We start from the raw sequence: 20311 nt of genomic DNA on the forward strand, positions 1-20311 counted from the left end.
CATCTATAATGAGGCCATCGCCGTAGAAGCCTGGCAGGCGACCTCCGCAGCGCGCGAAGTGGCGTTAAGCGACGGTATTTTGATTGGTGAATCTGCCGGGGCGGTGCTTTTTGCGGCGCGTGAAGTGGCAAAGCGCCCGGAAAATTACGGTAAGCGCATCGTCACCGTACTGGCGGACAGTGGGCTGAACTATCTGAAAGGGCGACTTCGCTCCCATCCCGACGTCGCCGCGCGCTGGTATCAGGATCTGCTGCAACATCAGTCCTAAACCCGCGCTTAGTTCAGCCAAATCCTGGTATGGCATAGTATACTGTCTGAATTCGCTTCATTTTTTTCCTTTAAGACAGGACTTGTCATGGAAATACGGAATGTTAATCGGTCGCAGCTCTGTCAGGCCGCCAGTTATGGCCTGATTTTTATCGCGCTGTTCGCCATCTTCCCCCTGCGTTTACTGCCCTGTTTTCTCGCCGGGTTTATCGTCTATGAAACTATCCTGGCCCTGACTCCGCTGGTTGAGCGGCTGGTGAAAGGGCAGATAGCCCGCTGGATCAGCATCCTGTTCCTCAGCGTGGTGGTTATCCTCGCGCTGGTGACCGGCATCACCAAACTGATTGGCTTCCTGCTGCACGATTTCCAGAACCCCGCCGCTTTCCACGCTACCGCCACCAAACTGCTTGAAGATGCCCAGCGCACGCTGTCCCCGGTGATTGTGCGCTATCTGCCTTCAGACATCGACGAGTTGCAAAATCAGGTCGTCACCTGGCTGCGTGAGCATCTGGTGGTGGTGCAGACCTTTGGCCGCACGGCGGCGCATACCTTTGCCACCATGCTGATCGGCATGCTGCTGGGGGCGATTATCTCGCTGCGTAACAGTAGCGGCCAGCGCCCGGAAGCGCCGCTGAAGCAGGCGATGCTTGACCGCCTGACTACGCTGGCTGCCGCCTTCCACAACGTGGTGTTTGCGCAGATCAAAGTCTCGCTGGTGAATACCGTGCTGACCTGCGGTTTCCTGTTTGGCATCCTGCCGCTGTTCGGGCTGCATTTCCCGTTTGCCAAAACCGTGGTAGTGCTGACCTTTATCGCCGGGCTGCTGCCGATTATTGGTAACCTGATTTCCAATACGGTGATTGTGCTGATCGGTCTCTCGATTTCGCTGGAAGCGGCGCTGATCGCCCTGATTTACCTGATCCTGATCCACAAGCTGGAATACTTCATTAATGCGCGCATCTTTGGCAGCCGCATCAGCGCCAAGACCTGGGAGATCCTGCTGGCGATGCTGGTGTTTGAATCCGCTTTTGGGCTGGCTGGCGTGGTGGCTGCGCCGGTTTATTACGCCTATCTGAAAGCTGAACTGCGTATCGCTCATCTGATTTAATCCTGAACCATTTCGGCCGGATGCTTCCGGCCGCGAGACGGAGTTTTCATGCCGCTGATAGCCACGCTGCTGCACCAGATGCTGATTGCCATGCCGCTGTTTGTCCTGATTGCACTGGGTTGGCTGCTGGTGCGCTGGCGTCACTGGCCGGAAAGCATTACCGAAGCAATTAACCGCCTGGTGTTTCGCGTCGCGCTTCCGGCGATGCTGTTCCGCCTGATGTGCGACTTCAGTAAGGGCCCGCCGGTTGATGGACGCCTGCTGATTGCCTTTTTCGGCGGCTGCCTGCTGGTGTTCGCACTGGGTAGGGTAGTTGCTTCACGCCTGTTTAAGCTTGATGGTATTGCCGGTTCAGTATTCGCGCTGGGCGGAATTTTTTCCAATAATGTGCTGCTCGGCTTGCCCATTGCCCGCGTCATGCTGGGGGATGCGGCTATCCCATCGGTTGCGCTGGTGCTGGTGTTCAACGGCCTGATCCTGTGGACGCTGGCAACGGTTTCGGTAGAGTGGTTTAAACACGGCGCGCTGAATCTCAAAGGCTTTGATAATACCGCGAAAAGCGTGCTTAAAAATCCGCTGATTATTGGCATCCTTTCCGGCACCGGGTTTAGCCTGAGCGGGCTGCCGCTGCCGCAAATGGTTGACCAGCCTGTCACCATGCTCGGCCAGATCGCCGTGCCGCTGGCGCTGGTCGCGCTGGGGATGAGCCTGGCCGGCTACCGCATCAAAGAAGGGCTGGCCATCAGCTACGCGCTAAGCACCATCAAGCTGATTGTCCAGCCGCTGGTAGTCTGGGGGCTGGCATGGGCGATCGGGCTGCCGCCGCTGGAGAGCAAAGTGGTGGTGCTGCTGGCTTCGATGTCGGTCGGGGTCAATGTCTACCTGATGTCGCAGCAGTTCAACGCGCTGACCGGCCCGGCGGCTACCAGCATGCTGCTCACCACGCTGTTTTCCGCGCTGACCACGCCGCTGTTTATGCTGTTGATGGAGCTGGCCTATCACGGCAAAGCGTGATGGATGTTACGGAATCGTTAAAATCAGATTGCATTCAAACCGTTCATTTCATTAACCTCCAAATGCGGTTGTGATGTTTCATTTTATCCACCGCAGTCACCTTTGCCTCTGGAGAATGATAATGAAACATTTTAAAAAACTGCTGCTGGTGGCCGCGTTAAGCTGCTCCGCTTCCTCACTGGCCGAAACCATTGGCGTGTCGATGGCCTATTTCGACCAGAACTTCCTTACCATTATCCGCCAGGCGATTGATAAAGAGGCCAAAGAGCGCGGCATCAAGGTGCAGTTTGAAGACGCGCGCGGTGATGTCGGGCGCCAGACCGACCAGGTGCAGAGTTTTATCAGCGCCGGGGTGGATGCGATCATTGTTGATCCGGTCAATTCCGCCGGAACTCCCGTTATGACCCGGCTGGTTACCCAGGCTAAAATCCCGCTGGTCTATGTTAACCGTACGCCGGGCGACCCGAAACTGCCACCGGGCGTGGTGTTTGTCGGCTCCGATGAGAAGCAGTCGGGTACTTTGCAGATGGAACAGCTGGCAAAACTCGCCAACTATCAGGGCAAAGTCGGCATCATGATCGGTAACCTGACCGATGCCGGGGCACTTCAGCGCACCAAAGATGTTGAGCAGGTGGTCGCAAAGTACCCGAAAATGAAAGTTGTGCAGAAGCAGACGGCGAACTATTCGCGTAGCGAGGGCATGGACCTGATGCTCAGCTGGCTGAGCAACGGCGAAGAGATTAATATCGTCGCCGCCAACAACGATGAAATGGCGATTGGCGCTGCGATGGCGCTGCAGCAGTCAGGCATTAAACAGAATAAAGTGCTGGTTGGCGGCATTGATGCCACGCCGGATGGTCTTAAAGCGCTGGCCAGCGGCAAGATGCAGGTCACCGTATTTCAGGACGCTGTTGGCCAGGGCAAAGCCTCGGTAGATGTCGCCCAGCGTATGATCAAAGGCGAAAAGCTGGATTCTTACCACTGGATCCCATTCGAACTGGTGACGCCGGAAAACATGAAGCAGTACGAGAATAAATAGCCATAACGGCAAAATCTGGTGGGAATAGCGCAGCTACTGGCTTTCCCGCCACGCTTTTCTCTACGCCCCACATCCTGGCTTTGCTAAACTGCGCCCATGAACAAAAAACTTCTTATTGCCGCGATCTTCGCGATTGCCGCCGCGGCGGCCGGGCTGCATCATCCGGCGAAACCGCCGACTTCATCAACACAGTCCACTCCGACTGCGCGTCAGGGTGCCAACGATATCAGTACGCTCACCGCTCAGCAGCGAGTGGCGGACTATCTGCAACAGCATCAGCGGCTGCCGGACTACTACCTGCGCAAAGGTGAGGCGCGTAAACTGGGCTGGGACCCGTCAAAAGGTAACCTGTGCAACGTGCTGCCGGGGCGGGCCATCGGCGGCGATCGCTTCAGCAACCGCGAAGGGGGGCTGCCAGATAAAGCAGGGCGCCGCTGGTTCGAAGCCGACGTCAATTATCAGTGCGGGCGGCGCGGCAGCGATCGCATGCTCTACTCGAGCGATGGCCTGATCTACGTGACGAGCGACCATTACCGCCATTTTCAGCAGGTAAATTAATATGCAACTGGTGAGTTTTGACTTACAGCAGGTGGAAGATCGCGCCGACTTTTATCGCCAGTTCGCCGCCAGATTTGCGTTGAGCGAGTTCGGCAGTAATCTCGATGCCTTATGGGATGTGCTGACCGCTGGCGTGGCGCTGCCGTTGAGGATCACCCTGCGGCATCTGCACAGGCATCCTCAGCAGGCGGAACTGCAGGGCATCATTGAGGTGATGCAGGAAGCTGAACAGGAAACGGGCGGCGCATTTAGCGTACGGGTTTATTGAGCTTCTCCGGGTCGACCGAAAAAAAAGGTCGACCCCTACGCGGAATCATTAGCGGCGGATCACGCTCAAAATCTTCGCCAGCCTTTCACGCTCTTCGCCGCTGATTTCGCGCGATGCCGCATACCCGGCATTCTGCACTATCATCTCATTCAGCCCCACCAGCCAGTCGTAGATATAAAACGCGGCGTGGTTATTTGGCTTCAGCGCCAGACGCGTCAGGCGCTGACCGGGCCCCAGATTAACCGTCTGTGCTTCCGGCTTGGCGAAAATCTTCTGCCCGCGATTGATGCGGCTGTCCGGGCGCTGCGCTTCCGGCAACTGCTGGAACCCCAGCCAGGCGACGAAATCACCCAGCACGCTCAGCGCACGCGACACCTGACGATCGGCGATCTGCTCAGCGGGCAGGCCCGCCGCATCGCTGTCGGCCAAAATGCGCAGCAGCGCCGCTTCAATCTCCTGGCGCACGCTGGCGGTGATCAGCTCTTCGGTCAGCATCTCCAGCGTCGGTTTGGTCACGCCAAGCAGCTCCAGCAGCGGGCCGTTATCCGGCAGCAGGCGTAGCTGATTGATCCAGTGGCGATAGACGTTCTGGGCAAATTCGGCTTCCTGATCCACCACCGGCGCGCTGTGATAGCTGGTCTGTACCGCCGTCAGCGGCTCATCGCTCAGCAGATCGATAGTCATACCAATGCCAAACGGATCGTCCTCGGAGATGCTGTACTCGTCAGCGGCAGTTCGTTCACTGCGCTGATACTGGCGCTGCAGGAACAGGTGACGCAGGGTATCGCGCACCGGCACCAGGCGCTCCAGCAGTTCGCCGTGCACGCCGGTGCGGGTCTGAAGCGCTTTCAGCAGCGTTTCGGCGGTGCGCAGGCGCTCGGCCGGATCTTCACCTTCCGCCGCCTGATACCAGCGCCCGAGCAGGTTTTCACTCAGCTCGCGCTGGATCTCGGCGCGGCAGGCGGCAATGCGCTCCAGCTTGCTGTCACGACGCACTTCATTGACCAGGTACCCGGCCATACGCTGCACGCCTTTTTCATCCATCGCCAGCATGGCACCCCAGGCATCGCCCGGATTGCCCACGTAGCGCTGCACTGCCGCATCGTGGTTGTGGCCGTGGGTAATGCGTTGATCAAACGGCGTCATCGCCCAGATCAGCCCAGGCTTGCGGCCGCTGCGCTGCACGCTGGTTTCGCCCTGAGTTTGCTTCACCCAGAAGTCGAGCAGGCGGCCAACGTGGCGCGTTTCATTACGGTGTGCCGACGCGCTGCACACCAGCAGATGAGTGACATCCTGCTGTACCGCCGCACGCTGCAGCAGGAATGGGCGCCGCGCCTGCAGGAAGCTCAGCGCCAGCGCATGCTGATCGTCGTCCGGCAGCACCGGCAGGCTGACAAAACCAGGGTAATCGAGCAGGTCGACTTCGCTAAACAGCTCCTCGCGCGGCGCGCTGTAGAGCGGCAGCAGTACTTCGCGGCTTAGCAGCGTCAGTTCTGCCAGCGCCACGCTGACCGGGGCCAGAGAACGGCCACCGTGGCGCGGTACCACCTGCAGCGTCAAATCGACGGTGGCATTAAACTGGCTGACGCCGGAGCTGTTAAGCAGGCTGTAAGAGGGTTCGTCCAGCACGCTGAGCGGGGCCAGAACGTCGCCCACGCAGGAGAGGTGGTGCAGCACGTGCGCCAGCTGGCGATACAGTGCCGTCAGCTGGCGATCCTCGCCCCACAACAGGGAGAACAGGCGGGCGCGGTCGTCCACGCCGAGGAACGGAGCCAGCTCCACCGCCTGCTGCCAGAAATGGCTCTCCAGCGCGCTGTTGCGCGCCAGGCTGAAATGCAGGGCATCCCACAGTGCCACCATCTGATGACGGTTGATGCCGTCAACCGCTTCCGGCTGGCGGTACATCGCCACGTTCTGCATTTTCTCGCCAAGCTGCGATTCATCAAAGGTGACAGTGTCACCCACGCGCTGCGCATACTGGAGCGCCAGCACCGCAACCAGCTCGCTTTCACTGAGCAGAGTGAGCTGCACCGGCCAGCTGCTGTCGCTGCTCTGCTGCTGACCGCTGAAGCGTAATACCAGATTACTGGTGTGCTGCTGCGGGTTAAGCTGGCCGGCATAATCCAGCACGCTATTGCCAAATGCGCACTCCAGGCGGCCCTTGTCGCTGGCGGCCAGGGCGCCAATCAGATAAGACTTGCCCGCCTGCGCCAGACCGAACAGGCCAATTGCCGGGTTGATCGGCGTGTTGCGGGCCAGTACGCTGGCCTTGTTGTGCTGGCGCAGCAGTTTGACCGCCAGGCGATCTGCTTCCATATTCAGGCGCGGCGCCTGCTGGCGGTTATCCTCCAGCCACTCCAGCGCCTGCTCAATACCCTGCGTCAGAGCATCACGTTTTTTGTTCGCCTGGGCGGTGAGGATCTTATTTAACGATTTCATTTCTTGTAGACGCTCCCGCTGTCAATCCAGTAATGCGCCATGCCCGATCCGCTGCTGGCAAGGGTGTTGAGGCGCAGACGCAGATGTTCAAGCGGCACCTGGCTGCCGTCATCAAGCGTCGCATCGGCAATATCAAAACGCTCCGGCCCGAACTCGCCAAACGGGCGGCTGACCGCCAGCTTAATGCGCAGCACTTTATCCCCGGCCACGCTGCGCGCCAGCTGCGAATCGACAATCGTCAGGGTATACAGCGGTGACGCAGGCCAGCGGTCATTGTCCAGCTGGCGGAACCCTAAGGTTAACGCGCCGCGCACCTGGAATCGGCTACGCACTTCCAGATTAAAGTTCTGCTGGTCGAGGTCAATATCGCTGTACCAGACGTTATCCGCCGTCAGCGCGCCGGTGCCGTCGAGCATCCCGAGATAGCGAATGGTCGAGTACGGCTGGAAGTCCCCGGCCTTGAACCAGAAGTTCGCCAGGCGCAGGTCCAGCGACAGCAGGCACAGCATCGCGCCGACCGCAGCGGTAGATTTCGGGTTCTCGATTTTTCCCTGCTTGTTGAACGGATACCAGTCATTGGTGTGATAGCCGTCCAGTGAAACAATGCGGCTCACCGGCAGCGGTTGCAGGTGGCGGAACAGCGCCTGCACGCCGGGGAAGCGTGAAGGGCGGCCGGTCAGCAGCAGCACATCGCAGTCGTATACCGCCACCACTTCCGACATTGAACGCAGGCTGTGGGTAATGTTCATGCGCGGCGAGAGGAACTCAGCGTGCAGCTTGCTGAGGCGCACAATCAGCGCCACATCGAGAATATCGAAGGCAGCCGCATCGCCCGGCAGCTCGCGCTGGATCTCGCGGTTAATATAGTCCAGCAGTTTGCTGGTCGGCGCCTGCGCCAGCAGCTCACCAAAGCGGGCGTCAATCTCTGCCGTCAGGTCAAGCGGGTCGAAGGTTTCATAGGCTTCCAGCACCGCCTGGCCCAGCGGAATAAACAGCTGCAGCGTCACCTGCTGGCGCAGGGTTGAGTGCCCGTCAAGGCGGCCTTCATGACCGAACAGGCGCGTCATGACCGCTTCAGGGTTGACCATGCCAGCCTGCTTAAAGGCCGCCTGCAGCGCGGGCAGTACGTACAGCTGAATGACGTCGAGCAGGATATCGTCGCCCGCCAGCTTAAAGCCCTCGCGGAACAGCAGGCGCGGCATAATTTTTACGTTATTACCTACGCCGTCATCGAGGCGATATTGAGTAATTGCCAGGTCGGTGGTGCCGCCGCCAATGTCGATGGAGGCGATGCGCAGCGTCTTGCCCGCCGGTTCATCGGCAGCACGGGCGCGGTCAGGGCGTACCATGCTGGCGAAGAAGGCTTCAGCACGGCCACCAAAGTTGACCTGGGTTTCGTTATAGAGATAAACCATCTGGCCGCAGGTGGCTTCATCCCACTCCATCTGCACCTCCGGCACCGGCACGCTGCTTTTGGCTTTATCCTCGGCGCGGGTGAAATCATCATCCGCCGGGTGCCAGCCCATGGCTTTCCACACCAGCGCAATGGCCTCCAGCATGCGGCGGCGGAAGATCTCACGCTCCGGCTTCGGCATGGCGGAAGGCAGGGTGAGAATGATATTACGCAGCTGGCGCGGGGCGCTGCTGTGCAGCATTTTCTGGCGCTGCATCGGGCTGTTCATCTGCAACAGCGCCTGCGCCAGCAGCTCGGACAGCATCAGGCTCATCACCGAGCTGCGGCTGTAGTGCGGGGAGAACACCGGCAGGCGCTCATCCAGCGGTATGCTGTACAGCGGCTGGCCTTCATCATTAATCAGGTAGGTCAGCGGCAGCGCGGTCGCCAGCGGTTCCTGCTGCTGATTGCCCGGGGTACGGCTGAAGCGCCAGCCCGGCGTGTAGCTCTCTTCATCCCACAGGTAGCGGCGCGGGCTGGAGAGCCCGGTAGCACCTTCGGTGCCGAGGCGCTGCAGCGCCAGATTGCCGGCTTCGCGCCCGACGCGGACGATCGAAGGCCAGGTAAACGCCTCATCGCGGCCGCTTTCCAGCGAGAAATTCTGCTTGCCGAAGCTGGCCTGGGCGAACTCGACGCGGCTTTCAAACAGTTCGTTATACAGCGCATGGGGATGGCTGAGATTACGCATCTGTAGTTCGTAGGTGTGCTTCAGGCCCTGGTGATCGTCAACGTGATCTTCCACCATAATGCCGCAGGTGTGGGAGTTACCGACGTCGAGGATCAGATCCACGGCAATAGCCGGCTCCTGCAGCGTCGCCGCGCTGATTTTCAGCTCCGGCACTGACAGCTGCTCGCCGAGCATATGCAGGATGTTGAGATAGTGCGCCTGGTACTCAAACTCGCGCAGGGCGGCTTTAATATTGACCTGCGGGCGCTGTTCAAGGGTGGAAGCGCTGTCGCTAAATACTTCGCGCAGCCAGCCGTCAATCCAGGTGTGGTCAAGGAACTCGCCCAGCTCGTCGCTGCGGTGGGCCAGCGCGAAATTGACGCCGTTCTTCACATCATTTTCATTCAGCGCCAGCGACTCATCTTCGCCATCGGCCCAGACTTTGGTGTCAAACGCCAGCACGATGCGGTGGGTATGGCCGCTGGCATCCGGTTTATCCAGCGCCACAACCTGGACGCGCGCCCAGTTATCCGGGCCGCCGATAAAGGTACGCGGTGGGTTGAAGCGGAAGAACGGCAGCGGCAGCCACTGGCCGCACAGCAGGCTGAGCGACTGCGCCAGCGGGAAACTGAACTCCGGCTTGACCACTTCGGCAGGGGTGCCCGCCGCCTGCGGCAGCAGGTACTTGGCGCTGGGCGCGTGATAGTTCAGGCGCAGCAGCGGGCCATTCGCGGTCTGGCGGACAAATTTACCCGGCCAGTCGTTGTTCAGGTCCGGCGTCAGCGCAAAGTCGAGGAACTGGATACCACTGTTCTGGACCAGCGTCATATTGGGTTTAAAATCAGCAATCGTCGCCAGCATCATTATTTACTCTCACGCTTCATGGTCATCGGCAGCACCGTGTCGGCATTGTAGCTGCCGCTGCACTCGGCAGGCCCGCTCAGGCCCTGTTTACACACCAGTTCCGGCATCTGATAGCGCGAACCATCGCTGCATCGCGCTTTCGTGCGGCTGTTAATCACCAGGTTGCCGGAGGACATCAGCCCGGCGAATACCTCCACCTTACAGCTAACGCCGTCGCCCTGGGTGATACGCGCCGTCCCTTTGCCATTTTTCAGCTGATATTTCAGCATCGGCGGGGTGCCGGTTGGCAGATTTTTCTGCACCAGTACGCGCCAGTTACCGTTAAGGAACTTGGTCGAGCCAATTTTGACCGCATCGGCAGGCAGCACCAGATCGTCTTTCGCCACCGGGCGCGCGTCTGCGACAGCTTCCACCGCCGGTTCAGCCGCGGTCGCTGCTGCCGGGGCCGCAGCGGGTGTAACGGCAGCCGGGGCGATAATCGCCGGTGCCAGTGGCAGAGTAGGTGCAGCAGCCGGAGCGACCGGTGCGGCTGGCGCATTCGCAGCTTGCGGTGCGGCAGGCTCGGGCTGTGCGGCGGGTTCAGGCGCTTTCACCTCTTCAGGCGCTTTATCGCTACAGCTTTTCAGCTGCACGCCAAAGGCAATCAGCAGCACCACGGCCGGAACAACCCAGCTGTAGCGCAGCCAGGCTTTCATCGGTGGTTTTGCCGCAGGCGTAGCGGGGACCGCCGGGGCTGGCTCAGGTGCGATTGCCTCCGGCTCGTCAATAATTTCCAACGGCGGAATAGTGGGCATCACTCGCGGCGCGGCGGCGGGTTCAGGGGTAATCAGCGGAGCAATAACCGGCGATACCGTAGCCGCAGCGGGTGCAGGGGCTGCCGCGACGGGTGCAAGGCGCGACAGGCCGAGCTGCGGCTCATCATCTTCCACTGCGCGCAGGCAGTCGAAAGCGTCCTGGCGGGATTTTTTATCCAGGCTGACAAAGCCCCAGAAGGTGATCACCGGTTTGCCGCCCACCAGGTAGACATAGTTCTGGTCGGGGAACTGTAACGCCTTGCTCAGCAGGGCGCCGAACAGCTTCTGGCTCGGCTTATCGGACTGCTGGGCGCGGTCGCTAATCTCTGCCAGCGTGCTCTGGCAGGCGAGCAGGTCATTCAGCGCTGCCTTGCGTGCGCTGTTGCTGGCGGCGGCCCACGAACTGACTTTGCCATTCACCGGCGAGTACCAGTCCAGGCGGTCGCCCGCGTCGTTAGGCTGCGGGATCGCCAGGCAGTCGGCCAGCGCAGACTGTTTTCTCAGGCGCAGGGTTTCGCGCAGTTGCAGAGCGGAGAGATAGACCGGTTGCCCGTTCTCCCCCAGAGCGAGCACAGCATCAAGATTGCCACTGCGTAAGAAGATTTTTGCCACGCAAAAGACCTTATAGTCAGAGTTCGGAAGAAAAAAGCGTGTGTAATCAGAATATTTTAACGCTTTGCGACTTAAATCAAATGCGCAAATAAGCGGTGAAACGCAACAGTACTCAGGCTATAGCCGGGCAGGAGCTTGATATCCGGGAGAATGAAATGGCGAAATGTGACACGGGTAGTGACAGTGTCACATCAGATAATTGTTAATGGGTCAGGCAGGCCTGAGCCTACCCTTTAAGCGCTGCAATATCACCCGCCGTAATTCCAGCAAGATGGGCAGTAATCTTCTCCACTGGCCAGTCCCACCAGGCTAGCGCTTCCAGTTCGGCAATCACCTCATCACTAAAGCGTTTGCGGATCGCTTGCGCCGGGTTACCGCCCACTATGCTGTACGCCGGGACATCGGAAACCACTACGGAGCGTGAAGAGACGATCGCGCCGTTGCCGATGCTCACGCCCGGCATAATCAGGCAGTCATAGCCAATCCAGACATCGTTGCCGATGCAGGTATCGCCTTTGTAAGGCAGGTCGCCGGGTTGCGGAGCTGCGCTTTCCCAGCCGTTGCCGAAAATAAAAAAGGGAAAGGTCGATATACCAGAGGTCTTATGGTTAGCGCCGTTCATAATGAACTTCACGCCGCGAGCCAGCGCACAGAATTTGCCAATAACCAGCTTATCGCCGATAAACGGATAGTGATAAAGGACGTTGCGCTCGAAGTTCTCCGCGTCATCAGGATCGTCGTAGTAGGTATAGTCGCCGATGATGATATTGGGGTTGGTCACGCAATTTTTGATAAAGCAGACCTGGGGAAAGCCAGGGAGTGGATGTTTCTCGCTGGGGTCGGGTCCGTGCATATATTCTCCTGAAGCAGTAGCGTAAAGAGAGTGTAATTCAGAGGAAACCGAAGCGCCTCACGCTGTATTCAAACGGGCAGTGACGCTATGATAGCAGCGCGCCAAATTCGGCAGAGGAGAATTCGCCATAATGTTTTATCGTTTTACGCTGGCAGCGGTTGTTGCCGCCACCACATTGACAGGTTGCGCTGCCTTTAAATCTAATACTGCCGTGGCGCCCGTTAGCCAGGCGACGCAGACCGCTGATGCCCCCGCTGCAACAGCCCAGCCCGAACAGCCGGTGCAAACAGAGCAAACCGCGCCAGCCGAACAGCCGGTGCAGACTACGCCTGTCACTGCGCCCGGCGCCGTCACCGAAGGCAGCCCTGAGGCGACGACAGCTGAGGCAGCAACCGCTCCGGCAGCGACCGCACCTGACGCGCCAGTAGAAACGGCCAGCGCTCCGACCCCGGCCGAAACGGCCACGCCAACTGCACCTGCCGAACCGGCTAAAGAAGAAAAGGTCACGGCGGCGCAGGGGACAGCAGCAGTAGCACCGTTCAGCAGCGGCCCAACGCAGATTGATGTTTCGCATATTGTCACCCGCGCGGATGATGGCTCCTCCATCACGCTGACCATCGACGGTACTGAAGCGGGCATTCTTAAGCGCGGCGAAAAGCGTGCGCTGTTTGTCGAGCCGGGCAAACACAAGGTGGGCGGCTACGTCCAGACGCTGTTCGGCTTAGGGCGCGTAACCATTCCGGCGGTGGAGATCACCACGGTACCGGGCAAAGTGAAACATGTGGCCTACTCGGTTACCCGAACCAAGCCTGCATTTGCTGAAGCGCCAGACACCACCAAAACCCCAGGCTGATATTACTCTCAGCGGAGTGAACAGCAAAAAAAAAGGCCGATCCTCAGGATCGGCCTTTTTGGTTGGCGGGGAACTTACAGCGCCATATCGTGCTGCGGGTTCTCTGCGCGTTTCTCAGCGGGAGCAGCAGCAGGGGCGTTCTGCTCACCGTTCATGTTGATCACCGGCGGCTTCACCAGCTGCAGGGTGGCTGCGGTGTCATCCCACACTTGCTGGGTCAGCGGCGTGTTGCCGTTCAGCTGCTGGCCATAGCTCGGCACGATAGTGCGGATTTTGCTCTGCCACTCAGGAGAGTTGAACTGCTCCGGGAACAGCTTTTTGATCACGTTGAGCGCGATAGGGGCCGCAGTGGACGCGCCCGGTGAAGCGCCCAGCAGGGCCGCGACGGTTTTCTGCTGATCGGTCACAATTTCCGTACCCAGCTTCAGCACGCCACCTTTATCGGCATCCTTCTTGATGATCTGCACGCGCTGACCTGCCTGGATCAGTTTCCAGTCCTCTTTACGCGCGTCCGGGTAGTACTCTTTCAGCGCGGCGAAGCGGTCGTCGTCATTCAGCATCACCTGACCAATCAGGTATTTCACCAGGTCAAAGTTATCCAGGCCGACGTGCGTCATTGGCATGAAGTTGCTGGTGGTGGTGGTGCCCAGCAGATCGAAGATCGAACCATTTTTCAGGAACTTGGTAGAGAAGGTGGCAAACGGCCCGAACAGCACCACGCGCTTACCGTCAAGGTAGCGGGCATCCAGGTGTGGAACGGACATCGGTGGTGCGCCCACTGAAGCCTGACCGTATACTTTTTCCTGATGCTGTTTAGTAATTTCCGGGTTTTCAGTGACCAGGAAGGAGCCGCCCACCGGGAAGCCTGCATAGTTATCCGCTTCCGGAATACCGGTTTTCTGCAGCAGCTTCAGCGCGCCGCCGCCGGCACCGATAAACACATATTTCGCATCGATGCTGTGCTCTTCACCGCTGTTAACGTCTTTAACCGTCACATGCCAGGAGTTATCGGCATTGCGCTTAAATTCGGTAGCCTCGGTCGAGGTTTCAAGGGTGAAGTTTTTATCTTTCTTCAGGCTGCCGATCAGCTGACGGGTGATCTCGCCGTAGTTGACATCGGTTCCCACCGGGGTCCAGGTAGCGGCCACTTTCTGCTGTGGGTCGCGACCGGCAATCACCAGCGGTGCCCACTGCTTGATCTGGTTCTGGTCGGTAGAGAACTTCATGCCCTGGAACAGGGTAGTCTGCTGCAGTGCCTGGTAGCGCTTGGTCAGATACTCGACGTTCTTATCACCCCAGACGAAGCTCATATGCGGCGTCGAGTTGATGAAAGAGTGCGGGTCGTTGAGCACGCCGCGTTTCACCTGAGCGGTCCAGAACTGGCGCGAGATCATAAACTGTTCGTTGATATCCAGCGCTTTGCTGACATCAATTGAACCATCAGCACGTTCCGGCGTGTAGTTCAGCTCCATGTTCGCAGAGTGGCCGGTCCCGGCGTTGTTCCAGCCGTTCGATGATTCGAGTGCGACACCATCCAGCTTCTCTACCATCAGCTGTTTCCAGCCTGGCTGAAGTTCCTGTAACCAGGTTCCTAAGGAAGCGCTCATGATACCGCCGCCAATCAACAGCACGTCGGTTTTCTGTGGAGCAGGGGTTTCAGCATGCAGTGCAGTAGATACCAGCAGAGCAGACAGAGAAAGCAGGGGAATTGTTTTTCTAAATTTAGACATAGCAGTGAGAGATATCTATATAGGTTTCAAAATTGAGGCGATATTTTAACGAACTTAGATGAAAAGTTAAGAATTATTTGCAGCTTTTAATTTAAACACGATTGATAGGGTTAAATTTAACAATTCAATTATTCGGCTAAATTTTAAAAAGCGTTAATTATCAATGCCATGCCTCGATTTTAAATAGGCATGCTATCGTTACTGCTATCTGCAGGCTTTAACTGAATTAGTGGTTACTCTAATTACATAACGCTGACTATAATTAATAAACCGTGCCACTTTTATAACTAAGCCATTAATTGGTCGACTAATTATCCGGTTGAGAAAATCGCTTCAGTCAGCATAATTATCATTAAGTGCCATATCCCGGCATTTAATTTCCTCCGGCCAGACCCGGTGTCGCGATTTTCCCGCCGCCGTTTGATGCCGAAGGTGTTTATAATTTGAGTTAACTCAGTAGCGTGACTCACGATAAACTTCACTGGGTCAGGGTTAAGCGCAGAAACAGCGAAATTTTTTTAAAATTTCCGAATAAAAGTGGCGATGGCGCGTTAACCGATCAACATCCACAAACGGAAACCTACTGTATGTCTGCCATTGCCACTTCCCGCGCGCGTCAGCGCTATGATGCTTTCACCCTGACGCTGCACTGGCTGACCGCTGCCAGCGTGATCTTCCTGTTAGTTTCTTCGGCCTGTTTGATATTCCGGGCTGGATTACCGTCGATCCCGCGCTGCGCCGTATGATGCCTCAAGCTGCCCGGAGGGCGTGAAAATTACCCATAGTGAAGTACGGCAACAGCTGGCCGCCCATCTGTCGCGCCTGTGGCGTTACGGTATGGTGCTGTCCCGCAATCGCGACGTCGCCGAGGAGCTGGTGCAGTCCACCTGCGTGCGGGCGCTGGAGCGCAGCGCGCAGTATCAATCCGGTACACGCATCGACAGGTGGCTGTTTACCATTCTGCACTCGGTATGGATCAGCGACCTGCGGGCGCAGCGGGTGCGCGCCGGGCAGGGGTTCGTCGACAGCGACGATCTGCACGCGCCTGGCAGTCAGCCGCAGGACGAGCAACGCAGGCAGTATCAGAAGGTGATGCAGCGCGTCGGGCAACTGCCGGAAGCCCAGCGCAACGCCGTTTTTTTGGTCTATGTCGAAGGATTTACCTATCAGGAAGCCGCCGAAACGCTGATGGTGCCTGTCGGGACGATCATGAGCCGTCTGGCGGCCGCCAGGGCCACGCTGGCCAGGCAGACGTCGCAGGCGGCGCCCGTACAGGAGAAACACCGGTGAAGAGAGAACATATTACCGCGCCCTACAGCGATGAGGCGATCGTCGCCTGGCTGGATGGCGAAATGAGCGCGGCAGACTCTGCGGCATTTGAACAGCAGCTAAAGCGCGATGAACCGCTGTCAGCCCGCACCGCTGAACTGATGAGAAGCAATCAGCCGTTTGCAGAAGCATTTGAAGGCTTGCTGGAAGCCGCACCAGAGGAGAGGATGGAGCGGCATCTGGCACAACTGCTGGCCCGGACGCCCCCCGCGCCTGCGCAGCACAGGGGACAAGTCAGCCGCCGCGCGCTGATCGCCGCCTCACTCAGCTTTTTGTTTATCGGTTCCGGTATCGGTTATTTCGCCCGTCCGGAAAGCGCCTCGCGCCGCGAAAGCGGCAGGATCCGCGACCTCGAAGCGCAATATATGTCGTTGTACAGCACTCAGACGCTGGCGGATGTCGATAATTCGCCGCCGGTGATTGCGCGCTCGCTGGAGAGAACCGCCCGCGAGATGGGCCTGCGGCTCAGCGCACAGCAGCTGGCGTTACCCGATGCTGAGCTAAAAAGCATACGCCTGCTGCGCTATGACGACGCTTCAATCGCGCAGATCGTCTGGGATCGCGCCAGCGAGGGTCCGATGGCGCTGTGTATTTCCCGCGAGCAGCATCAAAATCTCACCCCGGTGCAGGATGAAAAGCGCCACGGTATGAATCTCGCCTGGTGGTATGCCGAAGGTTATCAGTACGTATTGATTGGCCGCAGCCCGACGCAGCAGATGCAGCAGCGGGCAGGGCAGCTGCGGCAGAGTCTCTCGTAGCGGTCAGGCATGCCTGACCCGACGCGTAGAGTAGGTAGCAATCCCAGGATAATGCCAACCTTATTGCTTTCCGCCTGCCGTGAACTACGCTTTTCAGGTAGGACACGGCTGCGCTTGTTAGCCGACTAATTAAAAACATAATATTCGATAACTCTGAGGATTTAACCATGATGCTTAAGACTAAGCTGGCCACTGCTGCGGTATTGTTATTCTCACTTAATGCTTATTCAGCGGAGCTGATGACGAAAGTCGACTTCGACAAAGTTTCTCTTCAGTATGAAAAAGTGGGGGATATCTCTGTTGCGGATGAATCTTCCACAATTGATGCAAGAGAGGCACTCAAGGCAGAAGCGGAAAAACTGGGGGCGGATATTTACGTCATTACCTCTGCCAATGAGAAAAAGAAAGTGCGTGCTACTGCAGTCGCTTACAAGAAAAAATAATCGGTCATGTCGGGGTCGACCTTTTTTTTCGGTCGACCCGCTATTGACGATGACGCTCAAGGCATATAAAACTCTGTTAATGCTGCGTCAGAGTCTGGATGATCTTATTCGCCGCTTCCACCCTTGCCGGGTTTGGATAAGTTTTATTTGCCAGCATCACAATCCCGACTTTCTGCTGCGGAATAAAGGCAATATAGCTGCCGAAGCCGTTGGTGCTGCCGGTTTTATGCACCCAGGATTGCGCTTCAGCCTTTCCGGCTGGCGTTAACACCTCGACGGCGTGCGGCTTGAGCGCCACCCCATTGTCGCTGGCAGCAATCACTTCTTTGGCATCCACCGGCCAGTGATAGATTTCCCACCCTAAGCCCTGATACCCGTTGCCCACGCGCAGATAGCGCGCCTGGCTGGTGAGGATTGCCTGCTTCACGGCGGGCGTGCTGTCCGGGTCGATATTCGCCTGCAGATATTTCGCCATATCCTGCACGCTGGTTTTCACTCCGTAGGCTTCCGCATCCAGCATGCCCGCTGAAACGCGCACCGGCTTACCGTCGCGATATCCCCACGCGTAATTTTTCTGCTGCGCCGCAGGCACATCAATATAGGTGTGCGTCATCTTCAGCGGTTGCAGCACGTTGTTGTGCAGATAGTCGGCAAAGCTCAGCCCGCTGTTTTTCACCGCCAGTAAACCAAACAGCCCGATGCTGGCGTTGGAGTAGCTGCGCATCGTGCCGGGCTGCCATTCAGGCTGCCACTGCTGATAGTAGTGCCACAGCGCCTGCTGGTCGGTCACCGCATCCGGCACCTGCAGCGGCAGCCCGCCCGCGGTGTAGGTGGCGAGGTTTAGCATAGTGATGTGCTGCCACTGCGGCGTGTTGAGCTGCGGCGCGTATTTCACCGCCGGGTCGGTGAGCTTCACCAGACCGCTGTTAATCGCTGCGCCTGCGGCGATACCGGTAAAGGTCTTGCTGACGGAACCCAGCTCGAACAGGGTATCCGCCGTGACCGGGCGCTTGGCCTCGATGTCGGCTTCGCCGTAGCTATAGAGATGGCTTTTGCCCTGATACACCACGGCGACGGCCATGCCGGGGATCGCCTGCTGGGCCATTAAGGGTTTGATGGTGTCATTGACGATCTGGTCGAGCTGCGCGTTATTCAGCGGGGCCGCTAACAGCGAAAAGCTGGAAAGGGTGCCAGCAATCAAGATCGGGAGAAGGTTTTTTTTCATGCTTAATAGTTCCATAGGCTGATTGATGCAAACAGTGTTGCTCCTTGTGACCTGGAATAGTCTGAAGAGATTGCACGGATCTGACAAACGATTATATTTAGCATCTGACAATAGAAAATCTTACACGAGAGCACCATGAGCCGCAGTTATCTGCCGTTAAATTCGCTGCGTGCCTTTGAAGCCGCGGCCAGACAGTTAAGTTTTACTAAGGCTGCTATCGAACTCAATGTGACCCATGCCGCCATCAGCCAGCAGGTTAAAGCGCTGGAGCAGCATCTGAACTGTCAGCTATTTATCCGCATCTCGCGCGGGCTGGTGCTGACGCCAGAAGGGGAGATCCTGCTGCCCACGCTGAGTGACGCCTTCGATCGCATCGCCGAATCGCTGGACCGTTTTTCTGCCGGCCGCGTCAGGGAGAAGGTGAAAGTTGGCGTGGTCGGAACCTTTGCCACCGGCTATCTGCTGCCGCGGCTGGCGGCATTTCGCCTGCGCTATCCGCATATCGATCTGCTGCTCTCCACCCACAATAATCGCGTCGACAGCGTGGCTGAGGGGCTGGATTACGCCATCCGCTACGGCAACGGCGCCTGGCACGGTACGGAGTCACAGTTTCTGTGCGATGCCCCGCTGGCGCCGCTGTGCACGCCGGAGCTGGCGCAGCAGATCCAGCAGCCTGCCGATTTGAACACCTTTACGCTGCTGCGATCCTTCCGCCGCGATGAGTGGACAACGTGGTTTGCGGCAGTGGGGGAGCCGGCGCCTTCGCCCGCGCAGCATATTATGGTGTTTGATTCGTCGGTGAACATGCTGGAGGCGGCACAGGCCGGGGCGGGGATTGCGCTGGCGCCGCCGGTGATGTTCAGCCATCTGCTGCAAAGTGGGAAGATCGTGCAGCCATTTGCCACCACTATCAGCTTAGGGGGGTACTGGCTGACGCGGCTGCAGTCGCGCCCGGAAAGCGCGGGGATGCGTGATTTTGCGGACTGGCTGCTGGGGGAAGCGGGTGCGCCCGGCCATCCCGGGCCGACCAGAAAAGCGGTCGGCCCCTACAACAGATGATGCGTCATTCATTCCTGATGATGCCCCGGTACTTCCTGTAGGGGCCGACCCTTTTTTTCGGTCGGCCCGAAGTCCCTTGATGATGCGCCATTCATTCCTGATGATGCCCCGGTACTTCCTGTAGGGGCCGACCCTTTTTTTCGGTCGGCCCGGACCCCATCACCCGTTATCCTGAAAACCCGGATAAAGCGTCATGCCGCCATCGACAAACAGCGTGGTGCCGTGCACGTAATCGGACAGATCGCTGGCCAGCCAGACGACCGCGTTGCCAATATCCCGCGCTTCGCCAATGCGGCCATAGGGGATCAGCTCCAGTAGCTTGCGCCCCGCGTCACCCTCGGTACTCTCTTTGTTGATCGCGGTGGCGATGGCGCCGGGCGCGATCGAATTGACGCGTATACGCTCGGCGCCAATCTCCTGGGCAAGCGAGCGCATCAGCAGGTCGACACCGCCTTTGGAGGCCGCATAGTTCACATGCCCGGCCCACGGGATCACCTGGTGTACCGAGCTCATATGGATAATTTTCCCCAGCGCGCGGCTGACCTCCGGCCGCGCACCCTGCTGGCGAAACTGGCGCAGCGCCGCACGGGCGCAGAGGAACTGCCCGGTCAGGTTGACATCCAGCACTTTGTTCCAGTCGGCCAGCGACATCTCGCCAATCGGCGCGTCTTTTTGCAGCCCGGAGTTCGCCACCAGAATATCCAGCGCGCCAAAAGCGTCGATGGTGCGGGCAAACAGGTTGTCGACGTCGTCCTCTTTTGACACATCGCCGCCGACGGCAATGGCTTTGCCGCCTTGCTGACAAATTTTTGCCGCCAGCTCTTCAGCGGGCTGCGCCTGGCTGTTGTAATTGATCACCACGCTGGCCCCGGCTTCCGCCAGCGCCTCTGCGCAGGCATAGCCAATTCCTGAACTGGCGCCCGTCACCAGCGCAACCTGATTTTTTAATGAAATCATCATAACTTTGACCTTCTTGTC

The 20311-nt window shown here is 58.3% G+C and carries 19 protein-coding genes; 12 read left to right on the forward strand and 7 right to left on the reverse strand.

Annotated features, from left to right (window positions below; translation table 11 throughout):
• Nucleotides 1-58: 58 nt before the first annotated feature.
• The 6 genes from ID864_RS23925 to ID864_RS03670 all read left to right on the forward strand — a co-directional run bounded on the left by ID864_RS23925 (nt 59) and on the right by ID864_RS03670 (nt 4254).
• Entirely contained in the window at nt 59-268 is a 210-nt protein-coding gene (locus ID864_RS23925) for a hypothetical protein (protein WP_336224347.1), read from the forward strand.
• 87 nt (nt 269-355) lie between these two features.
• On the forward strand, nt 356-1375 hold the full coding sequence (locus ID864_RS03650; RefSeq protein ID WP_048916051.1) for an AI-2E family transporter: 1020 nt from the start codon (nt 356-358) through the stop codon (nt 1373-1375).
• A gap of 48 nt (nt 1376-1423) precedes the next feature.
• Nucleotides 1424-2389: an AEC family transporter gene (locus ID864_RS03655; protein WP_191149409.1), complete on the forward strand. Its 966-nt coding sequence runs from the start codon at nt 1424-1426 to the stop codon at nt 2387-2389.
• Nucleotides 2390-2510: 121 nt separating this feature from the next.
• Nucleotides 2511-3428 (forward strand): sugar ABC transporter substrate-binding protein, encoded by a 918-nt coding sequence (locus ID864_RS03660; RefSeq protein WP_048916053.1) that lies wholly within the window; start codon nt 2511-2513, stop codon nt 3426-3428.
• Nucleotides 3429-3524: 96 nt separating this feature from the next.
• On the forward strand, nt 3525-3986 hold the full coding sequence (locus ID864_RS03665) for a ribonuclease domain-containing protein (RefSeq protein WP_048916054.1): 462 nt from the start codon (nt 3525-3527) through the stop codon (nt 3984-3986).
• 1 nt (nt 3987) lies between these two features.
• On the forward strand, nt 3988-4254 hold the full coding sequence (locus tag ID864_RS03670) for a barstar family protein (RefSeq protein ID WP_048916055.1): 267 nt from the start codon (nt 3988-3990) through the stop codon (nt 4252-4254).
• Nucleotides 4255-4302: 48 nt separating this feature from the next.
• Here ID864_RS03670 and ID864_RS03675 read toward each other — a convergent pair whose 3' ends face one another.
• From ID864_RS03675 to ID864_RS03690, 4 genes are all read right to left on the reverse strand, one after another.
• Nucleotides 4303-6693 carry a virulence factor SrfC family protein gene (locus tag ID864_RS03675; RefSeq protein ID WP_191149410.1) on the reverse strand — a complete coding sequence of 797 codons (2391 nt, stop codon included), beginning with the start codon at nt 6691-6693 and terminating at the stop codon, nt 4303-4305.
• On the reverse strand, nt 6690-9674 hold the full coding sequence (locus ID864_RS03680; RefSeq protein WP_099754739.1) for a virulence factor SrfB: 2985 nt from the start codon (nt 9672-9674) through the stop codon (nt 6690-6692). The genes ID864_RS03675 and ID864_RS03680 overlap by 4 nt, the downstream gene beginning before the upstream one ends.
• A gap of 2 nt (nt 9675-9676) precedes the next feature.
• Nucleotides 9677-11083, reverse strand: a complete 1407-nt coding sequence (locus ID864_RS03685; protein WP_048916057.1) for an SrfA family protein — start codon at nt 11081-11083, stop codon at nt 9677-9679.
• 226 nt (nt 11084-11309) lie between these two features.
• Nucleotides 11310-11936, reverse strand: coding sequence for a Vat family streptogramin A O-acetyltransferase (locus ID864_RS03690; RefSeq protein WP_048916058.1), 627 nt, complete (start codon nt 11934-11936; stop codon nt 11310-11312).
• A 130-nt stretch (nt 11937-12066) separates the two neighbouring features.
• On the opposite strand from ID864_RS03690, the gene ID864_RS23930 reads away from it, so the two are divergent.
• Nucleotides 12067-12789 (forward strand): hypothetical protein, encoded by a 723-nt coding sequence (locus tag ID864_RS23930; protein WP_191149411.1) that lies wholly within the window; start codon nt 12067-12069, stop codon nt 12787-12789.
• A gap of 74 nt (nt 12790-12863) precedes the next feature.
• Here ID864_RS23930 and mqo read toward each other — a convergent pair whose 3' ends face one another.
• Nucleotides 12864-14519 carry a malate dehydrogenase (quinone) gene (gene mqo, locus ID864_RS03700; RefSeq protein WP_048916059.1) on the reverse strand — a complete coding sequence of 552 codons (1656 nt, stop codon included), beginning with the start codon at nt 14517-14519 and terminating at the stop codon, nt 12864-12866.
• A 587-nt stretch (nt 14520-15106) separates the two neighbouring features.
• On the opposite strand from mqo, the gene ID864_RS03705 reads away from it, so the two are divergent.
• The 4 genes from ID864_RS03705 (at nt 15107) to ID864_RS03720 (ending at nt 17049) form a co-directional block, all read left to right on the forward strand.
• Nucleotides 15107-15265 carry a hypothetical protein gene (locus tag ID864_RS03705; RefSeq protein ID WP_180276731.1) on the forward strand — a complete coding sequence of 53 codons (159 nt, stop codon included), beginning with the start codon at nt 15107-15109 and terminating at the stop codon, nt 15263-15265.
• A gap of 22 nt (nt 15266-15287) precedes the next feature.
• Nucleotides 15288-15809 (forward strand): sigma-70 family RNA polymerase sigma factor, encoded by a 522-nt coding sequence (locus ID864_RS03710; RefSeq protein ID WP_191149412.1) that lies wholly within the window; start codon nt 15288-15290, stop codon nt 15807-15809.
• Entirely contained in the window at nt 15806-16606 is an 801-nt protein-coding gene (locus ID864_RS03715) for an anti-sigma factor family protein (protein ID WP_191149413.1), read from the forward strand. The genes ID864_RS03710 and ID864_RS03715 overlap by 4 nt, the downstream gene beginning before the upstream one ends.
• 167 nt (nt 16607-16773) lie before the next feature.
• Nucleotides 16774-17049, forward strand: coding sequence for a YdgH/BhsA/McbA-like domain containing protein (locus ID864_RS03720; RefSeq protein ID WP_191149414.1), 276 nt, complete (start codon nt 16774-16776; stop codon nt 17047-17049).
• Between the two features lie 76 nt (nt 17050-17125).
• Here ID864_RS03720 and ampC read toward each other — a convergent pair whose 3' ends face one another.
• Nucleotides 17126-18274: a class C beta-lactamase gene (ampC, locus tag ID864_RS03725; RefSeq protein WP_191149415.1), complete on the reverse strand. Its 1149-nt coding sequence runs from the start codon at nt 18272-18274 to the stop codon at nt 17126-17128.
• Nucleotides 18275-18409: 135 nt separating this feature from the next.
• Here ampC and ampR point away from each other — a divergent pair, with 135 nt between their 5' ends.
• Complete coding sequence (ampR, locus tag ID864_RS03730; protein ID WP_191149416.1) at nt 18410-19333, forward strand: LysR family transcriptional regulator AmpR; 924 nt, start codon at nt 18410-18412, stop codon at nt 19331-19333.
• Between the two features lie 159 nt (nt 19334-19492).
• Here the strand turns inward: ampR and ID864_RS03735 are convergent, their stop codons facing one another.
• Entirely contained in the window at nt 19493-20293 is an 801-nt protein-coding gene (locus ID864_RS03735; protein ID WP_048914692.1) for an SDR family oxidoreductase, read from the reverse strand.
• Between the last annotated feature and the right edge of the window lie 18 nt (nt 20294-20311).

Source organism: Erwinia aphidicola, from assembly GCF_014773485.1.
GTDB lineage: Bacteria > Pseudomonadota > Gammaproteobacteria > Enterobacterales > Enterobacteriaceae > Erwinia > Erwinia aphidicola.

Excerpts from the sequence above, each read along its gene's own strand:
- ID864_RS03650 (WP_048916051.1), top strand. The coding sequence starts at position 356 with ATGGAAATACGGAATGTTAATCGGTCGCAGCTCTGTCAGGCCGCCAGT.
- ID864_RS03655 (WP_191149409.1), top strand. The coding sequence starts at position 1,424 with ATGCCGCTGATAGCCACGCTGCTGCACCAGATGCTGATTGCCATGCCG.
- ID864_RS03660 (WP_048916053.1), top strand. The coding sequence starts at position 2,511 with ATGAAACATTTTAAAAAACTGCTGCTGGTGGCCGCGTTAAGCTGCTCC.
- ID864_RS03665 (WP_048916054.1), top strand. The coding sequence starts at position 3,525 with ATGAACAAAAAACTTCTTATTGCCGCGATCTTCGCGATTGCCGCCGCG.
- ID864_RS03670 (WP_048916055.1), top strand. The coding sequence starts at position 3,988 with ATGCAACTGGTGAGTTTTGACTTACAGCAGGTGGAAGATCGCGCCGAC.
- ID864_RS03675 (WP_191149410.1), bottom strand. The coding sequence starts at position 6,693 with ATGAAATCGTTAAATAAGATCCTCACCGCCCAGGCGAACAAAAAACGT.
- ID864_RS03680 (WP_099754739.1), bottom strand. The coding sequence starts at position 9,674 with ATGCTGGCGACGATTGCTGATTTTAAACCCAATATGACGCTGGTCCAG.
- ID864_RS03690 (WP_048916058.1), bottom strand. The coding sequence starts at position 11,936 with ATGCACGGACCCGACCCCAGCGAGAAACATCCACTCCCTGGCTTTCCC.
- ID864_RS23930 (WP_191149411.1), top strand. The coding sequence starts at position 12,067 with ATGTTTTATCGTTTTACGCTGGCAGCGGTTGTTGCCGCCACCACATTG.
- mqo (WP_048916059.1), bottom strand. The coding sequence starts at position 14,519 with ATGTCTAAATTTAGAAAAACAATTCCCCTGCTTTCTCTGTCTGCTCTG.
- ID864_RS03705 (WP_180276731.1), top strand. The coding sequence starts at position 15,107 with ATGTCTGCCATTGCCACTTCCCGCGCGCGTCAGCGCTATGATGCTTTC.
- ID864_RS03720 (WP_191149414.1), top strand. The coding sequence starts at position 16,774 with ATGATGCTTAAGACTAAGCTGGCCACTGCTGCGGTATTGTTATTCTCA.
- ampC (WP_191149415.1), bottom strand. The coding sequence starts at position 18,274 with ATGAAAAAAAACCTTCTCCCGATCTTGATTGCTGGCACCCTTTCCAGC.
- ampR (WP_191149416.1), top strand. The coding sequence starts at position 18,410 with ATGAGCCGCAGTTATCTGCCGTTAAATTCGCTGCGTGCCTTTGAAGCC.
- ID864_RS03735 (WP_048914692.1), bottom strand. The coding sequence starts at position 20,293 with ATGATGATTTCATTAAAAAATCAGGTTGCGCTGGTGACGGGCGCCAGT.